Source organism: Streptomyces sp. NPDC085460, assembly GCF_044541975.1.
GTDB lineage: Bacteria > Actinomycetota > Actinomycetes > Streptomycetales > Streptomycetaceae > Streptomyces.
Genome location: NZ_JBITTO010000003.1, coordinates 186,047 through 211,428, shown reverse-complemented (window position 1 = coordinate 211,428; position 25,382 = coordinate 186,047). Strand labels below are relative to the sequence as shown.

The 25,382-nt window shown below is 74.0% G+C and carries 24 protein-coding genes; 16 read left to right on the top strand and 8 right to left on the bottom strand.

Annotated features, from left to right (window positions below; all coding sequences use genetic code 11):
- The first annotated feature begins 7 nt into the window (after positions 1-7).
- From ACIGHB_RS08750 to ACIGHB_RS08725, 6 genes are all read left to right on the top strand, one after another.
- Entirely contained in the window at positions 8-874 is an 867-nt protein-coding gene (locus ACIGHB_RS08750; RefSeq protein WP_360307030.1) for a tryptophan 2,3-dioxygenase family protein, read from the top strand.
- A complete protein-coding gene (gene kynU, locus ACIGHB_RS08745) occupies positions 867-2,111 on the top strand; it encodes a kynureninase (RefSeq protein WP_399910789.1) in 1,245 nt (414 codons plus the stop codon). Before ACIGHB_RS08750 ends, kynU begins: the two co-directional genes overlap by 8 nt.
- A 141-nt stretch (positions 2,112-2,252) precedes the next feature.
- Positions 2,253-3,125, top strand: a complete 873-nt coding sequence (locus ACIGHB_RS08740; protein WP_399910786.1) for an alpha/beta hydrolase family protein — start codon at positions 2,253-2,255, stop codon at positions 3,123-3,125.
- A gap of 84 nt (positions 3,126-3,209) precedes the next feature.
- A complete protein-coding gene (locus tag ACIGHB_RS08735) occupies positions 3,210-4,553 on the top strand; it encodes a sensor histidine kinase (RefSeq protein WP_399910783.1) in 1,344 nt (447 codons plus the stop codon).
- Positions 4,550-5,212, top strand: a complete 663-nt coding sequence (locus ACIGHB_RS08730; protein ID WP_360307021.1) for a response regulator transcription factor — start codon at positions 4,550-4,552, stop codon at positions 5,210-5,212. Before ACIGHB_RS08735 ends, ACIGHB_RS08730 begins: the two co-directional genes overlap by 4 nt.
- A 27-nt stretch (positions 5,213-5,239) precedes the next feature.
- A complete protein-coding gene (locus tag ACIGHB_RS08725) occupies positions 5,240-6,445 on the top strand; it encodes a cytochrome P450 (RefSeq protein WP_399910780.1) in 1,206 nt (401 codons plus the stop codon).
- A 10-nt stretch (positions 6,446-6,455) separates the two neighbouring features.
- On the opposite strand, the gene ACIGHB_RS08720 is transcribed toward ACIGHB_RS08725, so the two are convergent.
- Together ACIGHB_RS08720 and ACIGHB_RS08715 are read right to left on the bottom strand one after the other, a co-directional pair.
- Positions 6,456-8,024, bottom strand: coding sequence for an ABC transporter permease (locus tag ACIGHB_RS08720; RefSeq protein ID WP_399910777.1), 1,569 nt, complete (start codon positions 8,022-8,024; stop codon positions 6,456-6,458).
- Positions 8,021-8,929, bottom strand: a complete 909-nt coding sequence (locus ACIGHB_RS08715) for an ATP-binding cassette domain-containing protein (protein ID WP_399911622.1) — start codon at positions 8,927-8,929, stop codon at positions 8,021-8,023. The genes ACIGHB_RS08720 and ACIGHB_RS08715 overlap by 4 nt, the downstream gene beginning before the upstream one ends.
- A gap of 88 nt (positions 8,930-9,017) precedes the next feature.
- Here ACIGHB_RS08715 and ACIGHB_RS08710 point away from each other — a divergent pair, with 88 nt between their 5' ends.
- Positions 9,018-9,536 carry a GbsR/MarR family transcriptional regulator gene (locus ACIGHB_RS08710; RefSeq protein WP_399910774.1) on the top strand — a complete coding sequence of 173 codons (519 nt, stop codon included), beginning with the start codon at positions 9,018-9,020 and terminating at the stop codon, positions 9,534-9,536.
- A gap of 88 nt (positions 9,537-9,624) precedes the next feature.
- On the opposite strand, the gene ACIGHB_RS08705 is transcribed toward ACIGHB_RS08710, so the two are convergent.
- Complete coding sequence (locus ACIGHB_RS08705) at positions 9,625-10,449, bottom strand: diacylglycerol kinase (RefSeq protein ID WP_360307009.1); 825 nt, start codon at positions 10,447-10,449, stop codon at positions 9,625-9,627.
- A 142-nt stretch (positions 10,450-10,591) separates the two neighbouring features.
- Between ACIGHB_RS08705 and ACIGHB_RS08700 the strand changes: the two genes are divergently transcribed.
- Positions 10,592-11,875 carry an adenylosuccinate synthase gene (locus tag ACIGHB_RS08700; protein ID WP_360307006.1) on the top strand — a complete coding sequence of 428 codons (1,284 nt, stop codon included), beginning with the start codon at positions 10,592-10,594 and terminating at the stop codon, positions 11,873-11,875.
- Between the two features lie 83 nt (positions 11,876-11,958).
- Here ACIGHB_RS08700 and ACIGHB_RS08695 read toward each other — a convergent pair whose 3' ends face one another.
- Both ACIGHB_RS08695 and ACIGHB_RS08690 read right to left on the bottom strand, forming a co-directional pair.
- Positions 11,959-13,959 (bottom strand): serine/threonine-protein kinase, encoded by a 2,001-nt coding sequence (locus ACIGHB_RS08695; protein WP_399910771.1) that lies wholly within the window; start codon positions 13,957-13,959, stop codon positions 11,959-11,961.
- Between the two features lie 226 nt (positions 13,960-14,185).
- Positions 14,186-15,754 carry a PstS family phosphate ABC transporter substrate-binding protein gene (locus ACIGHB_RS08690; RefSeq protein ID WP_399910768.1) on the bottom strand — a complete coding sequence of 523 codons (1,569 nt, stop codon included), beginning with the start codon at positions 15,752-15,754 and terminating at the stop codon, positions 14,186-14,188.
- Between the two features lie 215 nt (positions 15,755-15,969).
- Here ACIGHB_RS08690 and ACIGHB_RS08685 point away from each other — a divergent pair, with 215 nt between their 5' ends.
- The 3 genes from ACIGHB_RS08685 (at position 15,970) to ACIGHB_RS08675 (ending at position 18,946) form a co-directional block, all read left to right on the top strand.
- On the top strand, positions 15,970-16,911 hold the full coding sequence (locus tag ACIGHB_RS08685; RefSeq protein WP_360306997.1) for an NADP-dependent oxidoreductase: 942 nt from the start codon (positions 15,970-15,972) through the stop codon (positions 16,909-16,911).
- Between the two features lie 135 nt (positions 16,912-17,046).
- Entirely contained in the window at positions 17,047-17,904 is an 858-nt protein-coding gene (locus ACIGHB_RS08680; RefSeq protein ID WP_399910764.1) for an FG-GAP-like repeat-containing protein, read from the top strand.
- Between the two features lie 160 nt (positions 17,905-18,064).
- Positions 18,065-18,946, top strand: a complete 882-nt coding sequence (locus ACIGHB_RS08675; RefSeq protein ID WP_399910761.1) for a glycoside hydrolase family 19 protein — start codon at positions 18,065-18,067, stop codon at positions 18,944-18,946.
- A 130-nt stretch (positions 18,947-19,076) separates the two neighbouring features.
- On the opposite strand, the gene ACIGHB_RS08670 is transcribed toward ACIGHB_RS08675, so the two are convergent.
- Positions 19,077-19,556: a MarR family winged helix-turn-helix transcriptional regulator gene (locus ACIGHB_RS08670; protein ID WP_399910759.1), complete on the bottom strand. Its 480-nt coding sequence runs from the start codon at positions 19,554-19,556 to the stop codon at positions 19,077-19,079.
- Positions 19,553-20,146 carry a DJ-1/PfpI family protein gene (locus ACIGHB_RS08665; RefSeq protein WP_360306985.1) on the bottom strand — a complete coding sequence of 198 codons (594 nt, stop codon included), beginning with the start codon at positions 20,144-20,146 and terminating at the stop codon, positions 19,553-19,555. The genes ACIGHB_RS08670 and ACIGHB_RS08665 overlap by 4 nt, the downstream gene beginning before the upstream one ends.
- Positions 20,147-20,311: 165 nt before the next feature.
- Between ACIGHB_RS08665 and ACIGHB_RS08660 the strand changes: the two genes are divergently transcribed.
- The 3 genes from ACIGHB_RS08660 to ACIGHB_RS08650 all read left to right on the top strand — a co-directional run bounded on the left by ACIGHB_RS08660 (position 20,312) and on the right by ACIGHB_RS08650 (position 23,279).
- On the top strand, positions 20,312-21,676 hold the full coding sequence (locus ACIGHB_RS08660; RefSeq protein WP_360306982.1) for an aspartate aminotransferase family protein: 1,365 nt from the start codon (positions 20,312-20,314) through the stop codon (positions 21,674-21,676).
- A 136-nt stretch (positions 21,677-21,812) separates the two neighbouring features.
- Positions 21,813-22,532 (top strand): GntR family transcriptional regulator, encoded by a 720-nt coding sequence (locus ACIGHB_RS08655; RefSeq protein ID WP_360306979.1) that lies wholly within the window; start codon positions 21,813-21,815, stop codon positions 22,530-22,532.
- Between the two features lie 96 nt (positions 22,533-22,628).
- Positions 22,629-23,279 (top strand): hypothetical protein, encoded by a 651-nt coding sequence (locus tag ACIGHB_RS08650; RefSeq protein ID WP_360306976.1) that lies wholly within the window; start codon positions 22,629-22,631, stop codon positions 23,277-23,279.
- A 66-nt stretch (positions 23,280-23,345) separates the two neighbouring features.
- Here the strand turns inward: ACIGHB_RS08650 and ACIGHB_RS08645 are convergent, their stop codons facing one another.
- Complete coding sequence (locus tag ACIGHB_RS08645; protein WP_360307311.1) at positions 23,346-24,050, bottom strand: SLATT domain-containing protein; 705 nt, start codon at positions 24,048-24,050, stop codon at positions 23,346-23,348.
- Positions 24,051-24,339: 289 nt separating this feature from the next.
- Here ACIGHB_RS08645 and ACIGHB_RS08640 point away from each other — a divergent pair, with 289 nt between their 5' ends.
- The gene (locus ACIGHB_RS08640) at positions 24,340-24,675 is read left to right on the top strand and encodes a YbaB/EbfC family nucleoid-associated protein (protein WP_189849084.1); all 336 of its coding nucleotides are present in this window, start codon (positions 24,340-24,342) and stop codon (positions 24,673-24,675) included.
- Positions 24,676-24,735: 60 nt separating this feature from the next.
- Positions 24,736-25,335: a recombination mediator RecR gene (gene recR / locus ACIGHB_RS08635; RefSeq protein ID WP_360306972.1), complete on the top strand. Its 600-nt coding sequence runs from the start codon at positions 24,736-24,738 to the stop codon at positions 25,333-25,335.
- Positions 25,336-25,382 lie beyond the last annotated feature (47 nt).

Here is a 25,382-nt window from a genome sequence, read left to right as displayed (position 1 = left end):
GACAGAAATGTCGACCTACCAGGGTTCTCCCGATGCCTCCGGAGCCGACGCGGTCACCGACGCGCCGAACCTCGACTTCGCGGGCACCACGCCGTACGAGGACTACGTCCAGGCGGACGTCCTCACCCACCTCCAGCACCTCCGCTCGGACGACCCCGGCGAGATGGTCTTCCTGGTCACCACCCAGGTCATGGAGCTGTGGTTCACCGTCATCGTCCACGAGTGGGAGACCGCGAGCCGCGCCCTGCGCGAGGACCGCATGCCGGTCGCGATCGACGCGCTGAAGCGCTCGGTCCGCGAGCTGGAGGCGCTCAACCACTCCTGGCGGCCGCTCTCCCAGCTCACCCCCGCCCAGTTCAACTCCTACCGGGGCGCGCTCGGCGAGGGCTCCGGCTTCCAGTCGGCGATGTACCGCCGCATGGAGTTCCTGCTCGGCGAGAAGTCGGCGTCCATGCTCGTCCCGCACCGGGGCGCCCCCCGCGTCCACGCCGAGCTGGAGAAGGCACTGCACGAGCCGAGCCTGTACGACGAGGTGCTCGCGCTCCTCGCCCGGCGCGGCCTGCCCGTCCCGCCGTCCGTCCTCGCCCGCGATCTCACGCAGCGGTACGAGCCCTCGGCGCAGGTCGAGGCCGTGTGGGCGGCGCTCTACGCGGAGCCCGAGGCCGAGGCCCACCGCGAGCTGGTCCGGCTCGGCGAGGCGCTCAGCGACGTCGCCGAACTGGTGTGGCGCTGGCGCAACGACCACCTGGTGGCGACCCGCCGCGCGATGGGCTCCAAGACCGGCACCGGCGGCTCCGCGGGCGTGGCCTGGCTGGAGAAGCGCGCCCAGAAGAACGTGTTCCCGGAGCTCTGGACGGCCCGCAGCCATGTCTGACCTTCAGCAGGAGGCCCAGCGCCTCGACGCCGCGTCCGGCCTCCGCGCGGAGGCCCAGCGCCTCGACGCCGCCGACCCGCTCGCCGGCCACCGCGCCAAGTTCGCGCTCGACGACGCCACCGTCTACCTCGACGGCAACTCGCTCGGCGCGCTCCCCGCCCACGTCCCCGCCCGGCTGGCCGACGTCATCGGCCGCGAGTGGGGCGAGCTGCGGATCCGGTCCTGGGACGAGTCGGGCTGGTGGACCGCCCCGGAGCGGATCGGCGACCGGATCGCCCCGCTCGTCGGCGCCGCCCCCGGGCAGATCGTCGTCGGCGACTCGACCAGCGTGAACGTCTTCAAGGCCGTCGTCGCGGCGGCCCGCCTCGCGGAGGAGGGACGCGACGAGATCCTGGTGGACGGGACGACCTTTCCCACGGACGGGTACATCGCCGAGTCCGCCGCGCGGATGACCGGTCACCGGATCGTGCCCCTCGACCCGGCCGACATCCCCGCCGCGGCCGGGCCGCGCACCGCCCTCGCGCTCGTCAATCACGTCGACTACCGGTCCGGCCGCCTCCACGACCTGCCCGGCACCACCGCCGCCCTCCACGCGGCGGGCGCGCTGGCCGTCTGGGACCTGTGCCACAGCGCCGGCGCCCTGCCCGTCGGCCTCGACGCGCACGGCGTGGACCTGGCCCTCGGCTGCACGTACAAGTACCTCAACGGCGGCCCCGGTTCGCCCGCGTACCTGTACGTCGCCGAGCGCCACCAGGGCCGCTTCGACTCGCCGCTGCCCGGCTGGACCTCGCACGCCGACCCCTTCGCCATGACCCCCGGCTACCGGGCCGCCGAAGGCGCCGTCCGGGGCCGCGTCGGCACCCCGGACATCCTGTCCATGCTGGCCCTGGAGGCGGCGCTCGACGTGTGGGACGGGGTCGCGATCGACGCCGTCCGCGCCAAGTCCCTCGCCCTCACGGACTTCTTCCTGGAGTGCGTGCGGGCGTACGTCCCCGAGGGCCGGGTCACCCCGGTCACCCCGGAGGCGCACGGCGAACGCGGCAGCCAGGTCGCGCTGCGCTGCGCGGACGCGCCCGCCGTCATGCCCGAGCTGGTCAAGCGCGGGGTCGTCGGCGACCTGCGCCGCCCGGACATCCTGCGGTTCGGATTCACCCCGCTCTACGTCGGCTTCGCCGACGCCGAGCGCGCGGCCGGGATCCTCGCGGACGTGCTCGCCGGGACACCCGGCCGGCTCTAGGTCCGCCGACTCACCGACGGTGGACGGCCGGTGACCGGTCGTCAGGTCTGATCTTCAGCTGATCCGCGGGGGCCGTGACCCTGATACGGTCCCCGCAGGTCAGGCCGATTCGGCCCCGTCACCGAGAGGGTGGAACCCCCCATGCCGGACCCCGCCGCGCGCGACGCCGCCGAAGAGGCATCGGCCTTCTCGCACCCGGCCGTCCCTCCCGACGCCACCGCCGTGTACGGCGAACACCCCGACCAGATCGTCGACTTCCACGCCCCCCGGGACGGCGGCGACGGGCGCGTCCCGCTCGTCGTCGTCCTGCACGGCGGCGCCTGGCGGGCCCCCTACGACCGGCTCCACATCAGCCCCTTCGCGGACTTCCTGGCCCGCCGCGGCTTCGCCGTCGCCAGCGTCGAGTACCGGCGCGGCCCCGGCCTGCCCCACCAGGGCGGTACGGCACCGGTCGCCGGCCGCTGGCCGGAGACCTTCGACGACGTGGCCGCCGCCCTCGACGCGCTGCCGGAACTCGCCGCCCTCCACCTGCCGCGGGCCGACCCCCGCCGCACCGTCCTCACCGGCCACTCGGCCGGCGGTCAGCTCGCCCTGTGGGCCGCCGCCCGGCACGTCCTGCCGGCCGGCTCCCCCTGGCGGCTGCCCGCCCCGCCCGCCCTGCGCGGGGTCGTCGCCCTCGCCCCGATCGGGCACTTCGAGCGGGCCCGCGAGCTGGACGTGTGCGGCGGCGCGGTGACCCAGCTGCTCGGCGGCGAGGAGGCGTACGGCGAGCGGGCCGCCGCCACCGACCCGGCCCGGCTGCTGCCCACCGGCATCGCCACCGCCCTCGTCCAGGGCCGCGCGGACCTCACCGTCCCCGCCGAGGTCGCCGACGCCTTCGTCGAGGCGGCGGCGAAGGCTGGCGAGACGGTGGGCCTGACGCTCCTGGAGGACGTCGGCCACTTCCCGCTGATCGACCCCGCGGCCGACGCCTGCGCGGTCGTCGCGGAAGAGATCGCCCAGCTCGCGTACTAGGCGGGCCACGGAACGTAGTACTCAAGGGGGACGGCCCGGGATCCGCACCCAGCCGGACGCGGGCCGCCCCCGGGTTTCCGTACCGTGGTCGGCGTGAACCCGACACAGACCCCCGACACGGGCAGCCGCAGCCCCGAGCTCCGCATGACGCTGGACGCGCTCGGAGGTCTGCGCGCGGACCTCACCGGCGACGCCCTCTCCTACCGCCCGCTGCCCCGGCTCGCCCCGGACAGCCCCGTCCTGCGCTTCCTGCCCGGGCGGCTGCGCCCGCACGCCGGGCTGCTGCCGCACGCGGCGATCTGTTTCGTCGCCCTGGTGACCTTCGTCCTCGGCATCGACCGCATCACCGACTCCCTCGGACCGGTCGCCCTCGTCACCTGCCTGGTGCCGACGGCCGCCGTACTCCTCACCCTGAGCCGCCCGGCCACGGCCTTCTGGCTCTCGATAGTCTCCACGCCCTTCATCGCCTACCTCAGCGGGTACGACGGCTGGCCCTGGACGCCCAGCTCCTTCGGCGCACACCTCTCCATCCTGGTGATCGTCGCCCTGCGGACCGGCCCCAGGACCGCCGCGTGGATATGGGTGATCACCGCGGCGTACGCCACCCTCACCTCCTTCTTCCTGAGCGTGGGCTCCTGGTACGGCTTCAACGGCGTCGAGATGGTGTTCTTCTCCGCGTTCTTCCTGCTGGTCATCGCCGTCGTCCAGATTCGCCGCCAGGCGGCCCGCGAGGTCACCGCCCAGCAGACCGTCACCGCCGTCGAGCGCTCCAAGCGGACCCTCCTGGAGGAGCGGACCACCATCGCGCGGGAGCTGCACGACGTCGTCGCGCACCACATGTCGGTGGTCGCCATCCAGGCCGAGGCCGCGCCCTACCGGGTGGAGAACCCGCCGCCGGAGCTGGAGCAGGCGTTCCGGACCATCCGGGAGAACGCCGTCGCCGCCCTCACCGAGCTGCGCCGCATCCTCGGTGTCGTCCGCGCCGAGGACTACGAGGCCCCCGACGCCCCGCAGCCGACCCTCGCCGACCTGCACGGTCTGGTCGCCAACGTCCGGGAGGCCGGGCTCGACGTGTCCATGGCGGTGACCGGCGCGGTCCGCGAGCTGCCGCAGGGCGTGGAGCTGTCCGCGTACCGGATCGTCCAGGAGGCCCTGTCGAACGTGCTCCGGCACGCGCCAGGGGCAGACGCGAAGGTGGAGGTCAGCCATGTGCTCGGCGGCCTCGGACTGCGGATCGCCAACGGCCCGGCGCGCGGGCTCGTGAAGCCCTCTCCCGGCGCCGGCCACGGCATCACCGGCATGCGGGAGCGTGTCACGATGCTCGGCGGGGAGATGACCGACGGGCCGACGGAGGACGGCGGCTACGAGGTCGCGGTCTTCGTCCCCGTGGCGCGCGAAGAGATCGAGCGGGAAGGGGCCGACCAGTGATCAAGGTGCTGATCGTCGACGACCAGATCATGGTCCGCGAGGGCTTCTCCGTGCTGCTCGGCGCGATGCCGGACATCGAGGTCGTCGGCGAGGCCGTCAACGGCCGGGAGGCGATCGCCCAGGTCGCCGCGCTCCGCCCGGACGTCGTCCTCATGGACATCCGGATGCCCGAGCTCAACGGCATCGACGCCACCCGCGAGATCGTCGCCGCCGACGCGGACGCCAAGGTGCTCGTCCTGACCACCTTCGACCTCGACGAGTACGTGTACCAGGCGCTGCGCGCCGGCGCCTCCGGCTTCCTCCTCAAGGACGCCTCGGCCCGGCAGCTCGCGGAGGGCGTCCGGGTCGTCGCGGCGGGGGAGGCGCTGCTCGCGCCGACCGTGACGAAGCGGCTGATCACCGAGTTCGCGCGGTCCGCCGACACGGCGCCGAAGGCGCCCGCCGTCGCCCAGATCGGTGAACTGACCGAGCGCGAGACGGAGGTCCTGGTGCTGATCGCCCAGGGCCTGTCCAACCAGGAGATCGCCGGCCACCTCGTCGTCGCCGAGTCGACGATCAAGACCCACGTCAGCCGGATCCTGGTGAAGCTGGGGCTGCGCGACCGGACGCAGGCGGCGGTCTTCGCGTACGAGGCGCGGCTGGTGCAGGTCGGGCGCTGACCCGGGCCCGGGCGGTAGCGTCCGGGCATGGACACCGCCGCCGTCTTCGACCCCTGGTCCCCGGCGTTCGTCGCCGACCCGTATCCGGCGTACGCGGAGCTGCGCGCCGCCGGCCGGGCCCACTGGTACGGCCCCACCCGGCAGTGGCTGGTCCCGCACCACGAGGACGTGTCGGCGCTCCTGCGGGACCGGCGCCTGGGGCGCACGTACACCCACCGCTTCACCCACGAGGAGTTCGGGCGCGAGGCGCCCGACCCTCGGCACGAGCCCTTCCACACCCTCAACGACCACGGGCTGCTCGACCTGGAGGGCGCCGACCACGGCCGCATCCGGCGGCTGGTGTCGAAGGCGTTCACGCCGAGGACGGTGGAGCGGCTGGCGCCGACGGTACGCGAGCTGGCCGCGCGACTGGTCGGCGAGCTGGTCGCGGCGGGCGGCGGCGACCTCCAGGCGGCGGTCGCCGAACCCCTGCCGGTCGCGGTGATCGCCGCGATGCTGGGCGTGCCGGAGGAGGACGAGGAGCGGGCGATGCTGCGGCCCTGGTCGGCGGCGATCTGCGGGATGTTCGAGCTGAACCCGTCGGAGGAGACGGCCCGGCGGGCGGTCGATGCCTCGCTCGCCTTCTCCGGCTATCTGCGGGAGCTGATCGCGCGCCGCCGGGCGGACCCCGGCGAGGACCTGATCTCGGCGCTCATCGGGGTCGAGGAGCTGACCGAGCAGGAGATGATCTCCACCTGCGTCCTGCTCCTGAACGCGGGGCACGAGGCGACCGTGAACACCACGGTGGGCGGGGTGTGGACGCTGCTGCGCCACGGGGCGTGGCAGTCCCCCGCGCTCGCGCCGGAGAACTTGTCCACAGCTGTGGACGAACTTCTCCGTTACGACACACCGCTCCAGATGTTCGAGCGGTGGGTCCTCGACGACATCGAGCTCGGCGGGACGGTCATCCCCCGGGGCGCGGAGGTCGCGCTCCTCTTCGGCTCCGCCAACCGCGACCCGGCCCGGTTCGGCCCGACCGCCGACACCCTCGACCTCACCCGCGCGGACAACCCCCACGTCACCTTCGGCGCCGGCGTCCACTACTGCCTGGGCGCCCCGCTGGCCCGCCTCGAACTCGCGGCGGTGTTCGGTGAGTTGCTGCGCCGGGCGCCCGGTCTGCGGCTCGTGGCGGAGCCCGTCCGGACGCCCGGTTACGTGATCCGGGGCTTCGAGTCCCTGCTCGTGGAGGTCTGAGCCGCCCGCGTCAGACCCGGAGGTCGCGGCGGCGCAGCGCCGCGAGCCCCGCGCCGGTGAGGGCGGCCGCCAGGGCGGTGAGGGCGAGCGCAGGGCCCCAGGCCATGTCCTGGCCCGGGAGCTTCGCCAGATGGGCGTACGGGGAGAGGTCGAGCACCGCCCGGGGGAGGTCGAGGGCCGGGCCGACCCAGCCGAGCGCCAGGCACAGCCCCGCCGCGCCCCAGCCGGCGGCGGCCGCCCCCGGGACGGCGCCCCACAGCAGGACCGCCACCCCGGCGAGGGTCCAGACGGCGGGGAGCTGGGCGAGCGAGGCGCCGACGACGGCCCAGCCGTCGCGGCCGTGCCCGAGGGCGAGGCCGAGGCCGCTCGCGAGCAGGATCCCGGCGGAGCCCGCGAAGGCCGGCGCCAGATGGCCGGCGGCCCACCGCAGCCGTCCGAGGGAGGCGGCGAGGAGGGGTTCGGCGCGGCCCGAGGTCTCCTCGCCGTGGGCGCGGAGCACCGCGCCCACCGCGTACAGCGCGGCGAGCATCCCGAAGAGGGAGACCATGGTGGCGAGGAACGCGTCGGCGAGCGCCGTCTGGCCGCCCATCCGCTCGAAGATCTCGCGGGCCTTCTCGTTGTCGCCGACCAGCTCCGCCGCCCCCTCGGCCATGGAGCCGAAGACGGCCCCGCCGAGGAGGAAGCCGAGCCCCCAGCCGATCAGCGCGCCGCGCTGGAGCCGCAGGGCGAGCGCGCCGGCGCCGGAGAGCCGGCCGGAGGCGGGGCCGGGGCGGGTGGCGAGGAAGGACGCGCCGACGTCGCGGCGGGCGGCGAGCCCGTACGCGAGGACCGTCTGGACCAGCACGGCGGCGGCGATCAGCAGCAGCACCCACCAGCGTTCGCCGCCGTAGGCGCGGACGTTCGAGGCCCAGCCGACGGGCGAGAGCCAGGTGAGGGCGGAGCCCCCGGAGGCGTCGCCGGAGTCGCCCGCCGCGCGCAGCGCGAACGCGAGGCCGAGGACGCCGCCGGCGATCCCCCGGGCGAGCCGGGCGCTCTCGGTGAGCTGCGCGGCGAGCGCGGCGACGGTCGCGAAGACCATGCCGGTGCCGCCGACGGCGAGGGCGAGCGCGACCGCTCCGGCGAGGCCCTGGCCCGCGAGCCCGGCGACGATCAGGAGGGCGGTGGCGGTGTTGACCGCGAGGGCGGCCAGGAGCGCGGAGGTGAGGGGCGCGCGGCGGCCCACCGCTCCGGCGGAGAGCAGTTCCTGACGGCCCGTCTCCTCCTCCTCGCGGGTGTGCCGGATCACGGTCATGATGCCGGCGACGGCCGCGAGGACGGCGGCGAAGGTGCCGAAGCGCCAGGCGACGAGCCCGCCGAGGGAGTCGGAGAAGACCGGCCCGTAGAGGGAGCGCAGGGAGCTGTTGGCGGTCATGGACGCGGCGAGTTCGGCGCGCGCCTGGGCCGTGCCGTAGAGCCCTTCGAGGGAGCCGGGGCCGGAGGCGACGAGGCCGCCGGTGACCAGGGCCCAGAGGGGGACGGCCAGCCGATCGCGGCGGAGCGCGAGCCGGGTGAGGGTGCCGGTGCCGGCGAGCGCGGTCATGAGGCCACCTCGGTGTCCGCTTCCTGGGCGTAGTGGCGGAGAAAGAGCTCCTCCAGGGTGGGCGGGGTGCTGGTGAGCGAGCGGACGCCGGAGGCGAGGAGGGCGGCGAGGACCGGGTCGAGCTTGTCGGTGTCCACCTGGAGCCGCACGGTGCGGCCCTCGACGCGCAGGTCGTGGACGCCGGCGAGCCGGTCCAGGCCCGCCGGGGCGGCGGCGAGTTCGGCGGTGACGCTGGTGCGGGTCAGGTGGCGCAGCTGGGCGAGCGACCCGGACTCCACGGTGCGGCCCTTGCGGACGATGCTGACCCGGTCGCAGAGGGTCTCGACCTCGCTGAGGATGTGGCTGGACAGCAGGACGGTCCGGCCCCGGTCGCGGGCCTCGCGGACGCACTCCTGGAAGACCTCCTCCATGAGGGGGTCGAGGCCGCTGGTGGGTTCGTCGAGGACGAGGAGTTCGGCGTCGGAGGCGAAGGCGGCGACGAGGGCGACCTTCTGCCGGTTGCCCTTGGAGTAGGTGCGGCCCTTCTTGGTGGGGTCGAGCTCGAAGCGCTCGATCAGGGCGGCGCGGCGGGCCGGGTCGAGGCGGGTGCCGCGCAGCCGCCCGTACAGGTCGATCACCTCGCCGCCGGAGAGGTTGCGCCAGAGGGTGACGTCGCCGGGGACGTACGCGAGCCGCCGGTGGAGGGCGACGGCGTCGGCCCAGGGGTCGCCGCCGAGCAGCCGGACGGTGCCGGAGTCGGCGCGCAGCAGCCCGAGGAGGACGCGGATGGTGGTGGACTTGCCGGCGCCGTTGGGGCCGAGGAAGCCGTGGACCTCGCCGGCGGCGACGGTGAGGTCGAGTCCGTCGAGGGCGTGCGTGCGGCCGAAGGACTTGTGGAGTCCGGCGACGCTGAGCGCGTTCGTCATGCCGTTCGTCATGCTTCGGAACGTACGCTCATTTCACAAATTTGTGAAGTTAAGGAAACGTAAAAAGAGACGGTATAGAGTCGGAGCCATGACCACCACCGAGGACACCGCCGGCGACACCGGCCACGAGGACGCGGTCTCCCGCTTCGTGGAACGCTTCGCCGCCGAGATGACCGAGGCCGGCATGCAGCGGATGGCCTCCCGCGTCTTCGCCGCGCTGCTCGCCTCCGAGACCGCCTCGCTCAGCTCGGCCGACCTCGCCGAACAGCTCAGGATCAGCCCCGCCGCCGTCTCCGGCGCGATCCGCTACCTCACCCAGGTCGGCATGGTCGCCCGCGAGCGCGAACCGGGCACCCGGCGCGAGCGGTACGTGCTCCACAACGAGATCTGGTACGAGACCTTCGCCCGCCGCGACCAGGTCCTCCTCCGCTGGGAGAAGGTCCTGCGCGACGGCTCCGGCACCGTCGGCCCGGACACGGCGGCCGGCGCCCGCATCGCCGAGACCGCCGACTTCTTCGCCTTCCTCCAGGAGGAGATGGTGCTGCTGCTCGACCGCTGGCGGGAGCGGAAGGCGGCACGACCGGCCCAGGAGCCCTCCGCGTCCTGAAGCCCCGCCGGGCCGGCGCGGCGGGCCGGGCGGCGCGGCGGGGCCGGGCGGGCCGGAGCGGTGGAGCGGGTCAGGGCGGCGGTGCGGGTCAGAGCGGCGGCGCGGGGGCCGGTTCGCGCGGCAGCGTCAGGCCCCAGCCGTCCGCCCGGACCGTCCAGGTGCGGCGGCGCACCGGGCCGGCGACCCGGCCGTCCGCGCGGTAGCGGAAGTCGGGGCCCGAGACGGTCAGGACCCCGGCGGCGGCGCGGCGCGGCAGCCCGGCCGCGGCGGCCGGGAGGACGGTGACCTCCGCCGTACCGCCGCCGCCGTCCGCCGGGCGGGCCGTCACCGCCGTCACCGGCGCGTCCACGTCCGCGAGCAGCACCCCGTCCGCCTCCACCCGCAGCCGGTGCACCAGCACCGAGGGCACCGGCGGCGCCGGACGGACCAGAGTGCGGACCAGGGAGCGGCAGGTGCCCCAGACGGACGGGGCGGTCCCGGCGGCGGGGACGGGCACGGCCGGCACCCGCAGATCGCCGAGCACCACCCCGTCGCTGTCGTCCACCAGCAGGTCCAGGCTCCGCACCGCCCCGTCCAGCACCGCCCGGGCCGCCGCCACCGCCGAGCGCGGCACGCCGAAGCCGTACGCGACCTCCAGCGCGTCCGGCGGGCCGATCGGGACCAGGGCGAGCGGCGCCCGGTCCCGGTGCAGCAGGGCCACCGCGCGCAGCAGCGCCCGGTCGTCCCCGAGCACGACGGGACGGCGCGAGCCGCGCCGGGACAGGGCCCGGGAGAATTCCTCGGGGGAGTCCGGCAGGCAGATCTTCGCTTCCGCGCCCGCGGACAGGACATCCTTCGCGATCCGTACGGACTCGCCGTCACTTCGGCGGGCGACCGGGTCGACGATGACCAGCAGCTGGTCGTGATCCGACACCTCGGTCCTTCCTCGGGTAGTCTCTTTGTGCAAGAGCCCCTTGCGCTATTGCGCCAGGGGCTTCGTCTATTCCGGGGCACACCGGTGAGGCGGCGTAGGCCCCCTGACCTTGGAATGCCCCCTCCGGAAGGGGTGTACGCCTGTGCCCGCACTTGTGCTGCTCGGTGCTCAGTGGGGTGACGAGGGCAAGGGAAAGGCCACCGACCTCCTCGGTGGCTCCGTCGACTATGTGGTGCGTTACCAGGGCGGCAACAACGCCGGCCACACGGTCGTCGTCGGCGACCAGAAGTATGCGCTCCACCTCCTCCCCTCCGGAATCCTCTCGCCGGGGTGCACCCCGGTCATCGGCAACGGCGTCGTCGTCGACCCTGCGGTCCTGCTCTCCGAGCTGAGCGGGCTGAACGACCGCGGCGTCGACACGTCGAAGCTGCTGATCAGCGGCAACGCCCACCTGATCACCCCGTACAACGTCACCCTCGACAAGGTGACGGAACGGTTCCTCGGCAAGCGCAAGATCGGCACCACCGGGCGCGGCATCGGCCCCACCTACGCCGACAAGATCAACCGCGTCGGCATCCGGGTCCAGGACCTGTACGACGAGTCGATCCTGGAGCAGAAAGTCGAGGCGGCCCTGGAGCAGAAGAACCAGCTCCTCGCCAAGGTCTTCAACCGCCGCGCGATCGAGTCCGGCCGGATCGTCGAGGAGATGCTCCAGTACGCCGACCAGATCAAGCCGTACGTCGCCGACACCACCCTGATCCTCAACAACGCCATCGACGAGGGCAAGGTCGTCCTCTTCGAGGGCGGCCAGGGCACCCTCCTGGACGTGGACCACGGCACGTACCCCTTCGTCACCTCCTCGAACCCGACCGCCGGCGGTGCCTGCACCGGCGCGGGCGTCGGCCCGACGAAGATCAACCGGGTCATCGGCATCCTCAAGGCGTACACCACCCGCGTCGGCGCCGGCCCGTTCCCGACCGAGCTGTTCGACGAGGACGGCGAGGCGCTGCGCCGCATCGGCGGCGAGCGCGGCGTCACCACCGGCCGTGACCGCCGCTGCGGCTGGTTCGACGCGGTCATCGCCCGCTACGCGACCCGCGTCAACGGCCTGACGGACTTCTTCCTCACCAAGCTGGACGTGCTGACCGGCTGGGAGGAGATCCCGGTCTGCGTCGCGTACGAGATCGACGGCAAGCGCGTCGAGGAGCTCCCCTACTCCCAGAGCGACTTCCACCACGCGAAGCCGATCTACGAGACCCTGCCCGGCTGGTCGGAGGACATCACGAAGGCCAAGACCTTCGCGGACCTCCCGAAGAACGCGCAGAACTACGTGAAGGCGCTGGAGGAGATGTCCGGCGCCCCGATCTCCGCCATCGGCGTCGGCCCCGGCCGCACCGAGACCATCGAGATCAACTCCTTCCTGTAGGCGGTACGCCGGAGGGCCCGCACCCCGGGAAAGGGGTGCGGGCCCTCCGCGCGTCCGCGCCGGTCCGCGTCGGCCGGGCCGTGTCAGTCCGCGCGGTGGTACTCGCCCGGCTCTGTGTCGTACATCGGGTAGACCTGGAGGATCTCCTTGCCCTTGTACGTCGTCAGCGTCAGGTAGCTGCCGGGGTCGTCGCGGACGCACTCCCGGTCGGCGCCGGGTTCCAGGTCCATGGGGCCGAGGACGTACGGCGGCGTGGTGCTCGCCAGGATCGCCGTCCAGGTGCAGTTGACCGCGTCGGCGAGCTGGTTGCCCTCCGCGTCCGTGCGCGGGTAGACGCTCAGCACGCGCAGGACGGCCGCGCCGACCGCGCCCTGGGTGACCGTCACCTCGTCGGTGTAGCGGTCCGCCTCCGGGCCCTCGACCAGCGGCTTCATCTTCCACCGGCCCAGGTACTCCGCGGGCAGGATCTCCGGGCCCGTGCGGGCCTTGCGGAAGGTGGCCTTCGCGGTGCCCGAGCTCCATTCGAGGACCTCGGGGGAGCGCAGGGTGAGCGTCTGGTGCGCGGCGGCCATGCAGCGCCGGGCGGGCACGCTGGTGGTGACGTCGGACTCGCCGAGGACGACCTTGTCCTCGTCGGCGGAGACGAGCCGCGAGCGGCCCATGCACAGCCGGTTGTCGCCGACGTGCGTGTAGACGGCGGTCTTCGTGCCGGGCGCGCCCTGCGCCAGTTCGATCCTGACCGTCTCGCGCGGGTGCTCCTGGGTGCCCCGGAGGACGCCCTCCCACGCGCCGAGGAAGGCGGCCGGCACGGGCCCGGAGGCGCCGGAGGACGAGGACGGGGCAGAGCCGGTGGTGGTGCCCTTGCCGTCGCCGCCGGGAGTGCCGTCCGGGCCGCCGAGCGGCCAGAGGGCGTAGCCGATGCCCGCGGCGGCGGCGACGGCGGCGGCCGTGAGCGCGGCGGTCAGGACCCGGCGCCGGGAGCGGGGCCGGTCCGGTGCGGCGGAGGGGGCGCCGGAGGGGCCGGGCGTCGGATCGCCGGGCGCGGCGCCGCCCGCCGTACGCTCGGGGGCCGCCGCCGTCCCGCCGGAGGCGCCCGTACCCGCTGACGTGCCTGACGTCGTGCCCGCCGCCGTCGCGCCGTGCGCCGCGTGACCGGCGGCCTGCTCCGCCGCGTGCTCCGTCGCGTGTTCCGCCGCGTGTTCCGCCTCCAGCAGGCGGGCCGCGTGCCGGCCGAGGCGGGCCAGGACGCCGGCGGGCAGCCACGGGTCGGCGACCGGCAGCGTCCCGGCGATCTCGGCCGCCGTCGGGCGGGCCGCCGGGTCCTTGGCGAGGCAGGCCCGGATCAGGCCGGTCAGCGCGGGCGCCACATCCGTCAGGTCCGGCTCGTCGTGGGCGATCCGGAACATCAGCGCGTGCACCCCGCTGTCGGAGGTGCCGAAGGGGGAGCGGCCGGTCGCCGCGTAGGCGAGGACGGACCCCAGGCAGAAGACGTCGGACGCCGGCCCGAGCTTCTCGCCGCGCACCTGCTCGGGCGACATGAAGCCGGGGGAGCCGACGACGGCGCCGGTGCTGGTGAGGCCGCCGTCGGTGACGGTGTCCACGGCCCGGGCGATGCCGAAGTCGATGATCCGGGGGCCGTCGACGGTGAGCAGCACGTTGGAGGGCTTGAGGTCGCGGTGGACGAGACCGGCCCGGTGGATGTGGTCGAGGGCCTCGCCGAGCCCGGCGCCGAGGGCGCGGACGGTGGCGGGCGGCAGCGGCCCGTACTCGTCGCCGACGACGGTCCGCAGCGAGGGCCCGGGCACGTACCCGATGGCCACCCACGGGGCGGCGGCGGTGGTGTCGGAGCCGAGGACGGGCGCGGTGCCGGTGCCGCCGACCCGTTCCAGCGCCTCGACCTCGCGGGCGAAGCGGCGCCGGAACTCGTCCTGGGCGGCCAGCTCGGCGTGCACCACCTTCACGGCGACGGTCCGTCCGCCGGCCGAACGCGCGAGGAACACCCGGCCCATGCCGCCGACCCCGAGCCGGCCGACGAGTCGGAACGGGCCGATGGCGACCGGGTCTTCCGCGTTCAATGGCTCCACGTGGCAAGAGGATGCCAGACCGGGCGGAGCGCCCGGGGCACGCTCCGGGTCACGGTCCGGTGTCAGGTCGGGGTCCCGCTCCCAGTCGCGGTCCGGTGTCAGGTCGGGGTGCGCTCCGGGTCAGGCCCGGCTCAGGTCGGGGTCCCGCTCCGGGTATCGGCCCGGCTCAGGTCGGGGTCCCGCTCCGGTGCCGGGTCGGGGTCCCGTTCCGGGGGTGGTCCTCCCGTCAGCCCTCGCCGCAGATCCGCAGCCCCTTCGGGGTCGCGCAGGGCAGATGGCCGCGGGCGCGCACGACGTCCTGGCCGCGCCCGCGCGCGAGGTAGGCGAGGAAGCTCGCGGTGAGGGAGTCGGCGGGCGGATCGCCCCAGGTGTAGGCGTACTCGATCTCCCGGTACGGGTACGGGGACGCGCCGAGCTCCTCCAGGACGGGCGCGCGGCCGTCGAGGTCGACGGGGTGCAGGCCCTTCGCCGCGGCGACGGCGCCGAGTTCGGCGTAGCCGATCGCGCCGGGGAGCCGGGCGACGGTGGCCAGGACCTGGGCGGTGGAGTCGAGTTCGCAGCGGACGACCTCGGCCTCCGGGTCGTCGACGGTGGCGCAGTCGCGGGAGGAGTGCGCGGGCTCGTTGCGGCCGAGGACGCGGCGCTGGAAGACCTCCCGGGTGCCGGAGTTGGCGTCCCGGCTGACGAGGAGGACGGGCAGGTCGGGGAGGTGCGCGGGCAGTCCGGGGCCCTCCAGCTGGTTCCAGCGGGTGACGTCGCCGCGGTAGAGGGCGCGGATCTGCTCCAGGGTGAGGCTCTCGACGGGCACGGCGTCGTGGGCGACGACGGTGAAGAGGGAGACGGCCACCATGTGCTCGCGCAGCCGCGGGTAGCCGGCCGGGCCGTGTCCGTCGGAGAGGGCGAGGACGGCGGGGGAGTCCTCGGCGCCCCCGCGGGCGCCCGCCTCGGCGAGGTCGCGGACGCCGGAGGTGGAGCCGTCGGCGTCGACGGTGACGGTGGCGCCCGCGCAGTCCTTCTCGTACGCCTTCGCGACCTCCCGGACGATGGGGGCGAAGGCGGTGGAGCCGGTGACGGTGAGGCTGCCGCGGGCGCAGCCGATCGGGGGCGGGTTCTGCTCGCGGACGACGAGCGCGGCGAGCGCGACCACGCAGGCGGTGAGGACGACGGTGACGGTGCGGGCGGCGGGGCTGAAGCGGCCGGCCTGGTCGTCGGGGGTGGTGGAGTGGTTGCGGCGGATGGAGCCGCCGACGATGTGCCCGTCCACCTCGATCTTCGCGTCGGTGACGGGGCCGGCGAGCTGGACGAGCAGCTTGAAGTACTGGCCGGTGCCGAGGGCGACCCGGGGGACGAGGACGGCGTTGCCGGCGAGGCCCAGCTCGGGGGCGCGCTTGAGGTCGTCCCGGATGGACTCCCAGCCCTGGGGGACGGTGGCGACGACGCCGCCGACGGGCACGGCGGTCTCGCCCTTGCCGAAGGTGAGGCGGAGGGCGGGCTCGGTGGGGGTGGTGCCGTAGTCGCCGTGGGTGATGTCGAGGTCGCCGTCGTTCTCGATGCGGAGCAGGACGACGGTGGCTCCGGCGGCGGCGTTGCCCAGCACCTCGCCGGCGCGGACGGTCGTCACCCCGCCGTCCTGGTCGGCGTCCTCCTTGTGGAGGGGGGTGTTGAGCTGGACGCGGTAGCCCAGGCGTTTGCGCTGGGGTCTGAGGCGGTCGAGCCAGATGGCGACGACCGAGACGAGGACGCCGGCCAGGGCGGTCGCCACGGCGACCACGTTCTCGGCGGTTATCCACTCCATGGCCGAGACGGTACGGACAGGTGTGCGAATGCGGGGGTGGTGTAGCCGCCCGCCACCTGGAGTTCGCCGTTCGTTCGGCCGGGGCGGGGGAGGGCGGAGGGGCCGGGCGCGGGGCCGGGCGCGGGGGGTCGTCCGGGTGGCCCGGCAGGGGTTGCCCGGGTCACGGGAGCGTGGATGTAATGGCCGTGAGGGGGCCCTTCCGGAGGAGGAACCCCATGCGTGTCGTCGAAGTGACCGCCTACGGCGGACCCGAGGTCCTCAGATCGGCCCGCCGTCCCGAGCCGGACCCCGCGGACGCCCCGGGGCGGGTCCGGGTGCGGCTGAAGGCCGCCGCGGTGAACCAGGCGGACCTCAAGATCCGTTCCGGCCGTTTCGCCGCCGCGCTCGGCGCGCTGGCGCCGCCCTTCGTGCTCGGCTACGACTTCGCCGGGACCCTGGTGGACCCGGCGCCGGGCCTGCCCGAGGGCGCCCGGGTGGCCGGTTTCGTGCCCTGGGTGGCGGAGGGCGTCGGTGTGGGGACGTACGCGGAGACGATCCTGGCGGAGCCGGCGTGGCTGGCGCCGGTCCCGGACGAGGTGGACTTCACGGCGGCGGCCTCGCTCCCGCTCTCGGCGGTGACCGCCGCGCAGGCGCTGGACCTGATGGGGCTGCCGGAGGGCTCGACGCTGCTGGTCACCGGGGCGAGCGGGGTCGTGGGCCGGTTCGCGGTGCAGCTGGCGGCGCGGGCGGGCCACCGGGTGATCGCCCTCGGGGACGCGGACGACCAGCACGAGCTGCGGCTCCTCGGGGCTCACGGCGTGGTGGGGCGCGGGTCGCCGGAGGACGTGATCACCGGGGTGCTGGGCTTCGCGCCGGAGCGGGTGGACGGCGTCTTCGACGCGGCCCTGATCGCCGATCCGCTGCTGCCGGCGCTCAAGGACGGCGGGGTCTTCGTCTCCGCCTCCGCCGAGCGGGTGCCGGTGGCCGAGCGGGACGTCCGGGTCGACGTGGTGGAGGGCCGTCCGGACGCGGCGCTGCTGAAGGAGCTTCTGGAGCTGGTCGGCGCGGGCGGTCTCGCGACCCGGGTGGCCGACGTGATTCCGCTGGAGCAGGCGGCGGAGGCGCACCGGCGCGCGGAGGCGGGGCACCGGCCCGGCCGGATCGTGCTGATGATCTGACGGTCGGGAAGAAGAACGTGCCGACGATCTGACGGTCGGGAAGAAAGGAAAAAAAGCGCTCGGTTTCGGACAACCCTGGGGGGCTTTCGCCGGTCGGAAGGGTGACACCGAAACATCGCAGGGGGGAACCCGATCATGTTCGAACGACGCAGTCCCGGGCTGAGGACGGCGCTCGTCGCCACGGCCGTCGCGGCGGCGACGGTCACCGGCGCCGCCTCCGCCGTCGCCGCTCCGGCCGCAGGTCCCGTGGTGCCGCCCACCTTCAACCTGTACGGGGTCCACCAGCAGACCCACGAGCTGTGGGAGTGGCACCACGACGGGCCCTACCTCATCACCGACGTGCCTCTCATGGACGACCATTCGGACGTCGCCGACATCATCACGGTCGACAACAACAACAACGGTCACGGCGAGGCCACGTGGACCCTCTACAAGAACGGCCGTCTGGACTTCGGTGGTGTCGTCGGCGGCACCTGGCAGTCGACGAAGACCGTCGGCAAGGGCTGGAACATCTACGCCGAGGTCCTGTCGCCCGGCACCCTCGGCGGCGCCAAGGAGGCCGACCTGATCGGCCGTGACACGGCCGGCGTGCTGTGGAGCTACCTGGCCTACCCGGACGGCCGCCTCACCACCCGGACGCGGGTCGGCGGCGGGTGGAACGCGTACGACCAGCTGGCCGGCCAGGGCGACCTGACCGGCGACGGCCGGGCGGACATCGTCGCCCGCGACAAGACCGGCGTCCTGTGGCTCTACAAGGGCACGGGCGACTACAAGGCGCCGTTCGCGGGCCGTACGAAGGTCGGCGGCGGGTGGAACGCGTACGACCGGCTGCTGTCGCTCGGCGACGACGACAAGGACGGCAAGGTGGACCTGCTGGCCCGGAAGACGACGGGCGAGCTGCTCCGGTACCCGGGCACGGGCGACGCGGCGAAGCCGTTTGCGGCCCCGGTGCCGTTCGCGGGGTCGGGCATGAGGGAATTCAACCTCCTCTAGATCCACGGCACTTCGCGCGAGGCGGCCCCGTACCCGGCATTTCGGGTGCGGGGCCTCTCCGTGCCGGGCCGCCGTCTGTCCCGAGTCTTGGTCTAGACCTTGACAGGTACAGACCAGTCCCGCTTCGCTGGCCTTCCCCCCACCGGAAGGACGACAGCGCATGCGACGACTCCTCGCCCTGATCGCCGCCCTCTGTACGGCACTCGGCCTCGCGGTCCTGCTCCCCGCCACCGCGGGCGCGGCGCCCGCCTGTGTCGCCGCCTGGAACTCGGGCCAGGTGTACACGGGCGGCATGACCGCCTCGCACAACGGCCGCAACTGGTACGCGAAGTGGTGGACGCAGAACGAGCGTCCCGGCTCCAGCGACGTCTGGCGCGACGAGGGCGCCTGCGGCACCGGCGGCGGCGGCAACCCGGATCCGTCCGGATTCGTCGTCACCGAGGCCCAGTTCAACCAGATGTTCCCGAACCGGAACCCCTTCTACACGTACGCCGGTCTGGTCGCCGCCACCAAGAAGTACCCGGCCTTCGCGGGCACCGGCAGCGACACCGTGAAGAAGCAGGAGGCCGCGGCCTTCCTCGCCAACGTCGCCCACGAGACCGGCGGCCTGGTCCACATCGTCGAGCAGAACACCGCCAACTACCCCCACTACTGCGACCGCAACCAGCCCTACGGCTGCCCCGCCGGCCAGGCCGCCTACTACGGCCGCGGCCCGATCCAGCTCTCCTGGAACTTCAACTACAAGGCCGCCGGTGACGCCCTCGGCATCGACCTCCTGAACAACCCCTGGCGGGTCGAGCGCGAGCCGGACGTCGCCATGATGACCGGCCTCTGGTACTGGAACACCCAGAACGGCCCCGGCACGATGACCGCCCACAACGCGATGGTCAACGGCGCCGGCTTCGGCCAGACGATCTGGGCCATCAACGGCTCCCTGGAGTGCAACGGCCGCAACCCGGCCCAGGTCCAGAGCCGCGTCACCAAGTACCAGCAGTTCACCCAGATCCTCGGCGTCCCCGCAGGCGCGAACCTGTCCTGCTAGCCGCCCGCCCCGCACGACCCGGCACCACCCCGCACGGCCCGGCATCACCCCGCACGACCCGGCACCACCCCGCACCACCCTCCTCCGCACGCCCCGGCCCTCCCGGCCGGGGCGTGCGCGCGCGTGCCCGTCAGTCCACCCGCTCCTCCGCCCCGACCGCCCCGACCGCCTCGACCGCCTCCAGCGCCGCCGACAGCCGGTCGAGCACCCGGACCGTCTCCTCGAAGGCGTCCTGGCCCCCGAGGGCGGCGGTCAGCCGGGCGGCCAGCTCCGCGTGACCGGGGTCGATACGGGCGATCGCCGCGCGGCCGGCCTCCGTCGGGGCGAGCAGTTTGGCGCGGCGGTGCGCCGGGTTCGGGGCGTAGGCGGCCAGGCCGTCGCGGACCAGGAGGTCGGCGATCCGCTGGACGCTCTGCCGGGTGATGCCCATGACCCGGGCGATCCCCGCCACCGGCAGCGGCTCCGGGAGCACCGCGCCGAGCACCTGCCACCAGGCGGCGGTCAGCCCGGCCGGCTCGGCCAGCTTCTCCGAGACGGCGAGGAGCTGGCCGTTGAGCCGGAAGACGCCCAGCGCGGTCCGGCTCAGCGCGTCCTGCTGGGTCCGGCTCATCCGTTCAGCTCGGCGAAGGCGGCCGGGTCGGAGTGGTGGAAGAGCCGGTACCAGGCGTCCCGCTTGCCCTCCCAGGCGCCGAGGCGGGCGAAGATCTCGCGGGCGAAGGCGACGGGCTCGGTCGGCCCGGCGGTGACCAGGTCGCCGTCGGTGACCGCGTCGGCCTCGACGTACCGCTCGCCGCCCGCGTACCCGGTCGCGGCGAGGTAGAAGGAGGCGGCGCTGGTGTGCGCCCGGTCGTCGAGCAGGCCCTCGCGGGCCAGTCCGGCGGTCGCGCCGCAGATGGCGGCGACCGGCACCCCGGCGTCCAGGAAGGCGCGGGCGGCGGCGGTGAAGGGGGCGAGTTCGTCGCCCTCGTCGTACTTCTCGGCGCCGGGGAGGATCAGCAGCGCGCTGTCCTCGGGGCGCAGTTCGTCCAGCGCGAGGTCGGGCACGATCCGGATCCCGGCGATCGTGGTGACGGGCTTCCCGGCGTCGATGCCGACGGTCCGCACGGTGAAGCCGGCCCGGGCGAGCCACGCGGTGGCGTGCCCCGTCTCCCAGTCGGCGAGCGTGTCGTACACGGCGAGGTGAACGGTCCTGGAGGTCATGACAAGAGACTGTCATGACGACAGCATGCTGTCAATAAGTCATCGCCGGACCGACGACGAAATCCGCAGCCGCCCGCCCGGCAGAGCACAGTGTCGTGTCCGGCGCGTTCTCGGTGGACAAGATGGTGATGGCCGTCCCACCTGCGGTTCCTTACCCTTCGGTGCATGACCCCTCATGTCATCGAACCCGATCCCCAGGCCGGCGCCGCCGTCAAGGCAGCGGACCGCGCGCACGTCTTCCACTCCTGGTCCGCCCAGGGCCTGATCGACCCGCTCGCCGTGGCCGGCGCGGAGGGTTCGTACTTCTGGGACTACGACGGCAACCGCTACCTCGACTTCACCAGCGGCCTCGTCTACACGAACATCGGCTACCAGCACCCCCGGGTGGTCGCCGCCATCCAGGAGCAGGCCGCGAAGCTCACCACCTTCGCGCCCGCCTTCGCCGTCGACGTCCGCTCCGAGGCCGCACGCCTGATCGCCGAGCGCACCCCCGGCGACCTGAACAAGATCTTCTTCACCAACGGCGGCGCCGAGGCCGTCGAGAACGCCGTCCGGATGGCCCGGCTGCACACCGGCCGCCACAAGGTGCTCTCCGCCTTCCGCTCGTACCACGGCGCCACCTCCACCGCGATCAACCTCACCGGCGACCCCCGCCGCTGGGCCTCCGACACGGGCTCCGCCGGCGTCGTGCGCTTCTGGGCGCCGTTCCTCTACCGCTCGCCGTTCTACGCCGAGACCGAGCAGCAGGAGTGCGAGCGCGCCCTCGCGCACCTGGAGGACACCATCGCCTTCGAGGGTCCGGCGACGATCGCCGCGATCATCCTGGAGACCGTCCCCGGCACCGCCGGCATCATGACCCCGCCGCCCGGCTACCTCACCGGCGTCCGCGAGATCTGCGACAAGTACGGCATCGTCTTCGTCCTCGACGAGGTCATGGCCGGCTTCGGCCGCACCGGCACGTGGTTCGCCGCCGAGCACTTCGGCGTCGTCCCCGACCTGATGACCTTCGCCAAGGGCGTCAACTCCGGCTACGTGCCCCTCGGCGGCGTGGCGATCAGCGAGAAGATCGCCGCCACCTTCGAGACCCGCCCCTACCCGGGCGGCCTCACCTACTCCGGCCACCCGCTGGCCTGCGCCGCCGCCGTCGCCACCATCGAGGTGATGGAGGACGAGAAGGTCGTCGAGCACGCCGCCCGCATCGGCGAGACCGTCCTCGGCCCCGGCCTGCGCGAGCTCGCCGAGCGCCACCCGTCCGTCGGCGAGGTCCGCGGCATGGGCGTCTTCTGGGCGCTCGACCTGGTCAAGAACAAGGAGACGCGCGAGCCGCTCGTCCCGTACAACGCGGCCGGCGAGGCCAACGCCCCGATGGCCGCCTTCGGCGCCGCGGCGAAGAAGCACGGCCTGTGGCCGTTCATCAACATGAACCGCACCCACGCCGTCCCCGCCTGCAACGTCTCCGAGGACGAGGTCAAGGAGGGCCTGGCCGCCCTCGACGCGGCCCTCACGGTCGCCGACGAGCACACGGTCTGACGCCGCGGGCATTCGCGCACGGGGCGCGCCGCCGCCGGCCGTCCGGCCGGCGCCGCCCCGTGTGACGGGGGCCTCCTCCCCGGGACCTGGTCTGGACTAGAGTCTTCCGGAACCTCATGGAGGGGGCCCCATCCGCATGCCCGGCACGTCCGCGAACAGCGCCGTCACCCGCAGCACCCTCAGCCGGCAGATCGCGGACGCTCTCCGTGACGAGGTCCTCGCGGGGCGTCTCCAGCCCGGCCAGGAGTTCACCGTCAAGCAGATCGCCGAGCAGTACGGCGTCTCCGCCACCCCGGTCCGCGAGGCCCTCGTCGAACTCTGCGCCGAGGGCCTGCTCGACTCCGACCAGCACCGGGGCTTCCGCGTCCACCGGTTCTCGGTGGACGACTACCGGGAGATGGTCGAGGCCCGGTTGCTCGTCGCCGACGGCATCTTCCGCCGCCACGCCCCGCACGGGCACACCGCGCTCCTGCGGCCGGACCCCGACGTCGGGGTGGTCCTGGTGTCGATCCGCCGGCGGGGCGAGGCCGCCGTCCGCGCCGCCCGCGCCGGCGATCTGGACGTCCTCATCGGCTACGACATCCGCTACTGGCACGAGCTGGGCCGGCTCGTCGCCCGCAACGAGCACATCGCCGGGTTCCTGCACCGCCTCCGCGTCCAGGCTTGGGCCTTCTCCGTCCCCTACCTGCGGGCCGAGCGGGAACTCCACGGCTGGCTCTGGTCCGGCCACGTCGAGCTGATCGACGCCGTCACCCGCGGCGACGCCGAGGCCGCCGTCGGCGTCGTCCGCGCCTACAACGCGCACGCGCTGGAATGGGCCGACCGCCTGGAGACCCGCCTGCGCCGGTCCGGTTGAGGGCCCGCTTCCCGGGGCAGGGCTCCCACGGGTGGGCGTCGTCGGCCCCGCCGACTACCCTGGCCCTCCCCGGAACTGACGGAGAGCGAGCCTCCCTTGGCCTGTGACCTGTGGCTGGTCCCCCTCGTCGACGTGCTGTGCCACAGCCCCGACAACCCCTTCGCCGAAGACCTCGCCGCCTACGACGCCGTACTCAGCGCCTCCGGCCTGCCGACCGTGCCGGTGTACGCGTACATGCCCGGCCTCTCCGGCGACGTCGCCCCGGTCGCCGGCTTCGACTACGAGGCCCTGCACTTCCTGCGCCGCGCCTACCTGCTGGCGATCTGCGGGCTGCCCGTCGAGCCGGTGGGCGAGCTCGGCGGGGACTACGAGCAGCTCCTGGAGATGTTCGAGGCGACCGCCCAGCAGTCCCACCTGGTCTGGCACTACGACCACGCGGGCGCGTACGTGCCGGTCGACTTCCCCGTCCCGCTCTCCAGCGACGAGCTGCTCGCGGGCGGCGGCCCGCTCGGCTCCTCCTACGGGCTGCTGAGGGAGCTGGAGTTCGTCGCCCCCGCCCTCGGCATCGACCCGGCGAACCCGCCGGCCGCCCCCGCACCGCCCGCGCGCCCCACCGAGCTGGAGGAGCCCGCCGCCCCCCTCCCGTACGACGACGGGCCCTTCGCCCGGGAGCGGCACGTCTGGCTGGGGCTGCACGCGGCGGCCACCCGCAGCCTCGCCCAGGGCTCGATGATCATGCTCAGCTGAGCCCCGCGCGCACCGCCCGGGGCTCTCGGCCGAGCCCCGCGCGCACGCCCGGGACCCCGGGGGCCCTCAGCGGGCCTCCGGGGGCCGCTGGCGCGGCATGTTCGGCCGGGTGCCCGGCGGCAGCGGAAAGCGGCCGGACGGGTGCGCCGCCTCCGGCCGGGCCGGTACGACCCCGACCGACTGGAGCGCCAGCGGCGCGGGGCCCGAGCGGAACTCGACCATCCAGTCCGCGGTCTCCGCCCGTACCAGCTCCGTGATGTCCTCCGAGAAGCGCCGCAGCACCCCCAGACAGCGGTCGGCGGCCTCGCTGGCGGTGCCCTCCGTCGGCCCGAGGACCTCCCGCACGCTCTCCGAGGCCCAGTCGAACTGGAGCGCCTGGAGCCGCCGCTGCACGGCCTGGGCGGTCGCCACGTCCCTTATCCAGCCGGACGTCAGCCCGAAGTACCGGTCGCAGGCCAGACAGGCGGCGCCGAGCAGCAGCGACAGGTAGCCCCAGCCCGCCGTGCCCTCGGCGGCCCCGGTCAGGTCGAGCAGCGGCAGCGCGGCCCCGGCGATCACGCCGAGCGCGGTCCCGACCCGCAGCACCCGGGCGCAGCGGCGCTTCCAGACCCGGTCGGAGAGATACCACTCGGCGGTGCGCAGCGCGCCTGCCTCCACCCACCGGTAGAGCTCGTCGAGGCGCTCCGCGGGCTCGCCCCAGTCGCCCAGGGGGAAGGGCTTCCCCGTCAGATCTCTGTGGACGTCTCCCCCGGGCTGCCCCGGCGGCTGCATCTCCGGCTGGTGGCTCACCGGGGGACTCCTCTGCTCAGCCCAGCGTTCGTGGCGCTCGTGTCCTTCTGTGACGTGCGGTGCACGTGGTGCCTGCCCTTCCTACCGCCGAATGGTGGGCGGTGGGCCCGGAATCCCGGGATTTCCGCCCGCAAGAGGGTGTTGATCAGGTAGAGGAGCCCGCAGTTTCTCACTCGAAAGAGTTGTCACGGCAGGGCGGTCCCCGACCACGTAGGCTCGTTCCACCGGCACCAGACGTGACGGACCGAACCATCAACCACGAGGAGTGACCGTGATCCCCGGTGGCGGCCAGCCCAACATGCAGCAGATCCTCCAGCAGGCGCAGAAGATGCAGCAGGACCTCGCCCGCGCCCAGCAGGAGCTCGCCGCGACCGAGGTCGAGGGCCAGGCGGGCGGCGGCCTCGTCAAGGCCACCGTGACCGGCTCCGGCGAGCTGCGCGGCCTGGTCATCGACCCCAAGGCGGTCGACCCCGAGGACACCGAGACCCTGGCGGACCTGGTGATCGCCGCGGTGCAGGCCGCGAACGACAACGCGCAGCAGCTCCAGCAGGCCAAGCTGGGCCCGCTGGCGCAGGGTCTGGGCGGGATGCCGGGCCTGGGCTTCTAGCGGGCACTTCCAGCCACTACCGTAAGAAGCAAGGCAGCACACCCCGGGAAGGGCGTTCCGTTGTACGAAGGCGTGGTCCAGGACCTGATCGACGAGCTGGGCAGGCTGCCCGGCGTCGGTCCCAAGAGCGCGCAGCGGATCGCCTTCCACGTCCTCCAGGCCGAGCCGACGGACGTGCGCCGGCTCGCCCACGCGCTCCTGGAGGTCAAGGAGAAGGTCCGGTTCTGCGAGGTCTGCGGGAACGTGGCGCAGCAGGAGCGGTGCAACATCTGCCGCGACCAGCGCCGGGACCTGACCGTCATCTGCGTGGTCGAGGAGCCGAAGGACGTCGTCGCGATCGAGCGGACCCGCGAGTTCCGGGGGCGGTACCACGTCCTCGGCGGCGCGATCAGCCCGATCGAGGGCGTCGGCCCGGACGACCTGCGGATCCGGGAGCTGCTCGGGCGCCTCGCGGACGGCACGGTCACCGAGCTGATCCTGGCGACCGACCCCAACCTGGAGGGCGAGGCGACGGCCACGTACCTGGCGCGGATGATCAAGCCCATGGGGCTGAAGGTCACCCGGCTCGCCAGCGGGCTCCCGGTCGGCGGCGACCTGGAGTACGCCGACGAGGTGACGCTCGGCCGTGCCTTCGAGGGGCGGAGGCTGCTAGATGTATGACGACCGGGCGCGGGAGGACCGGGCCGGTGCCGGTGAGCTCTCAGGGA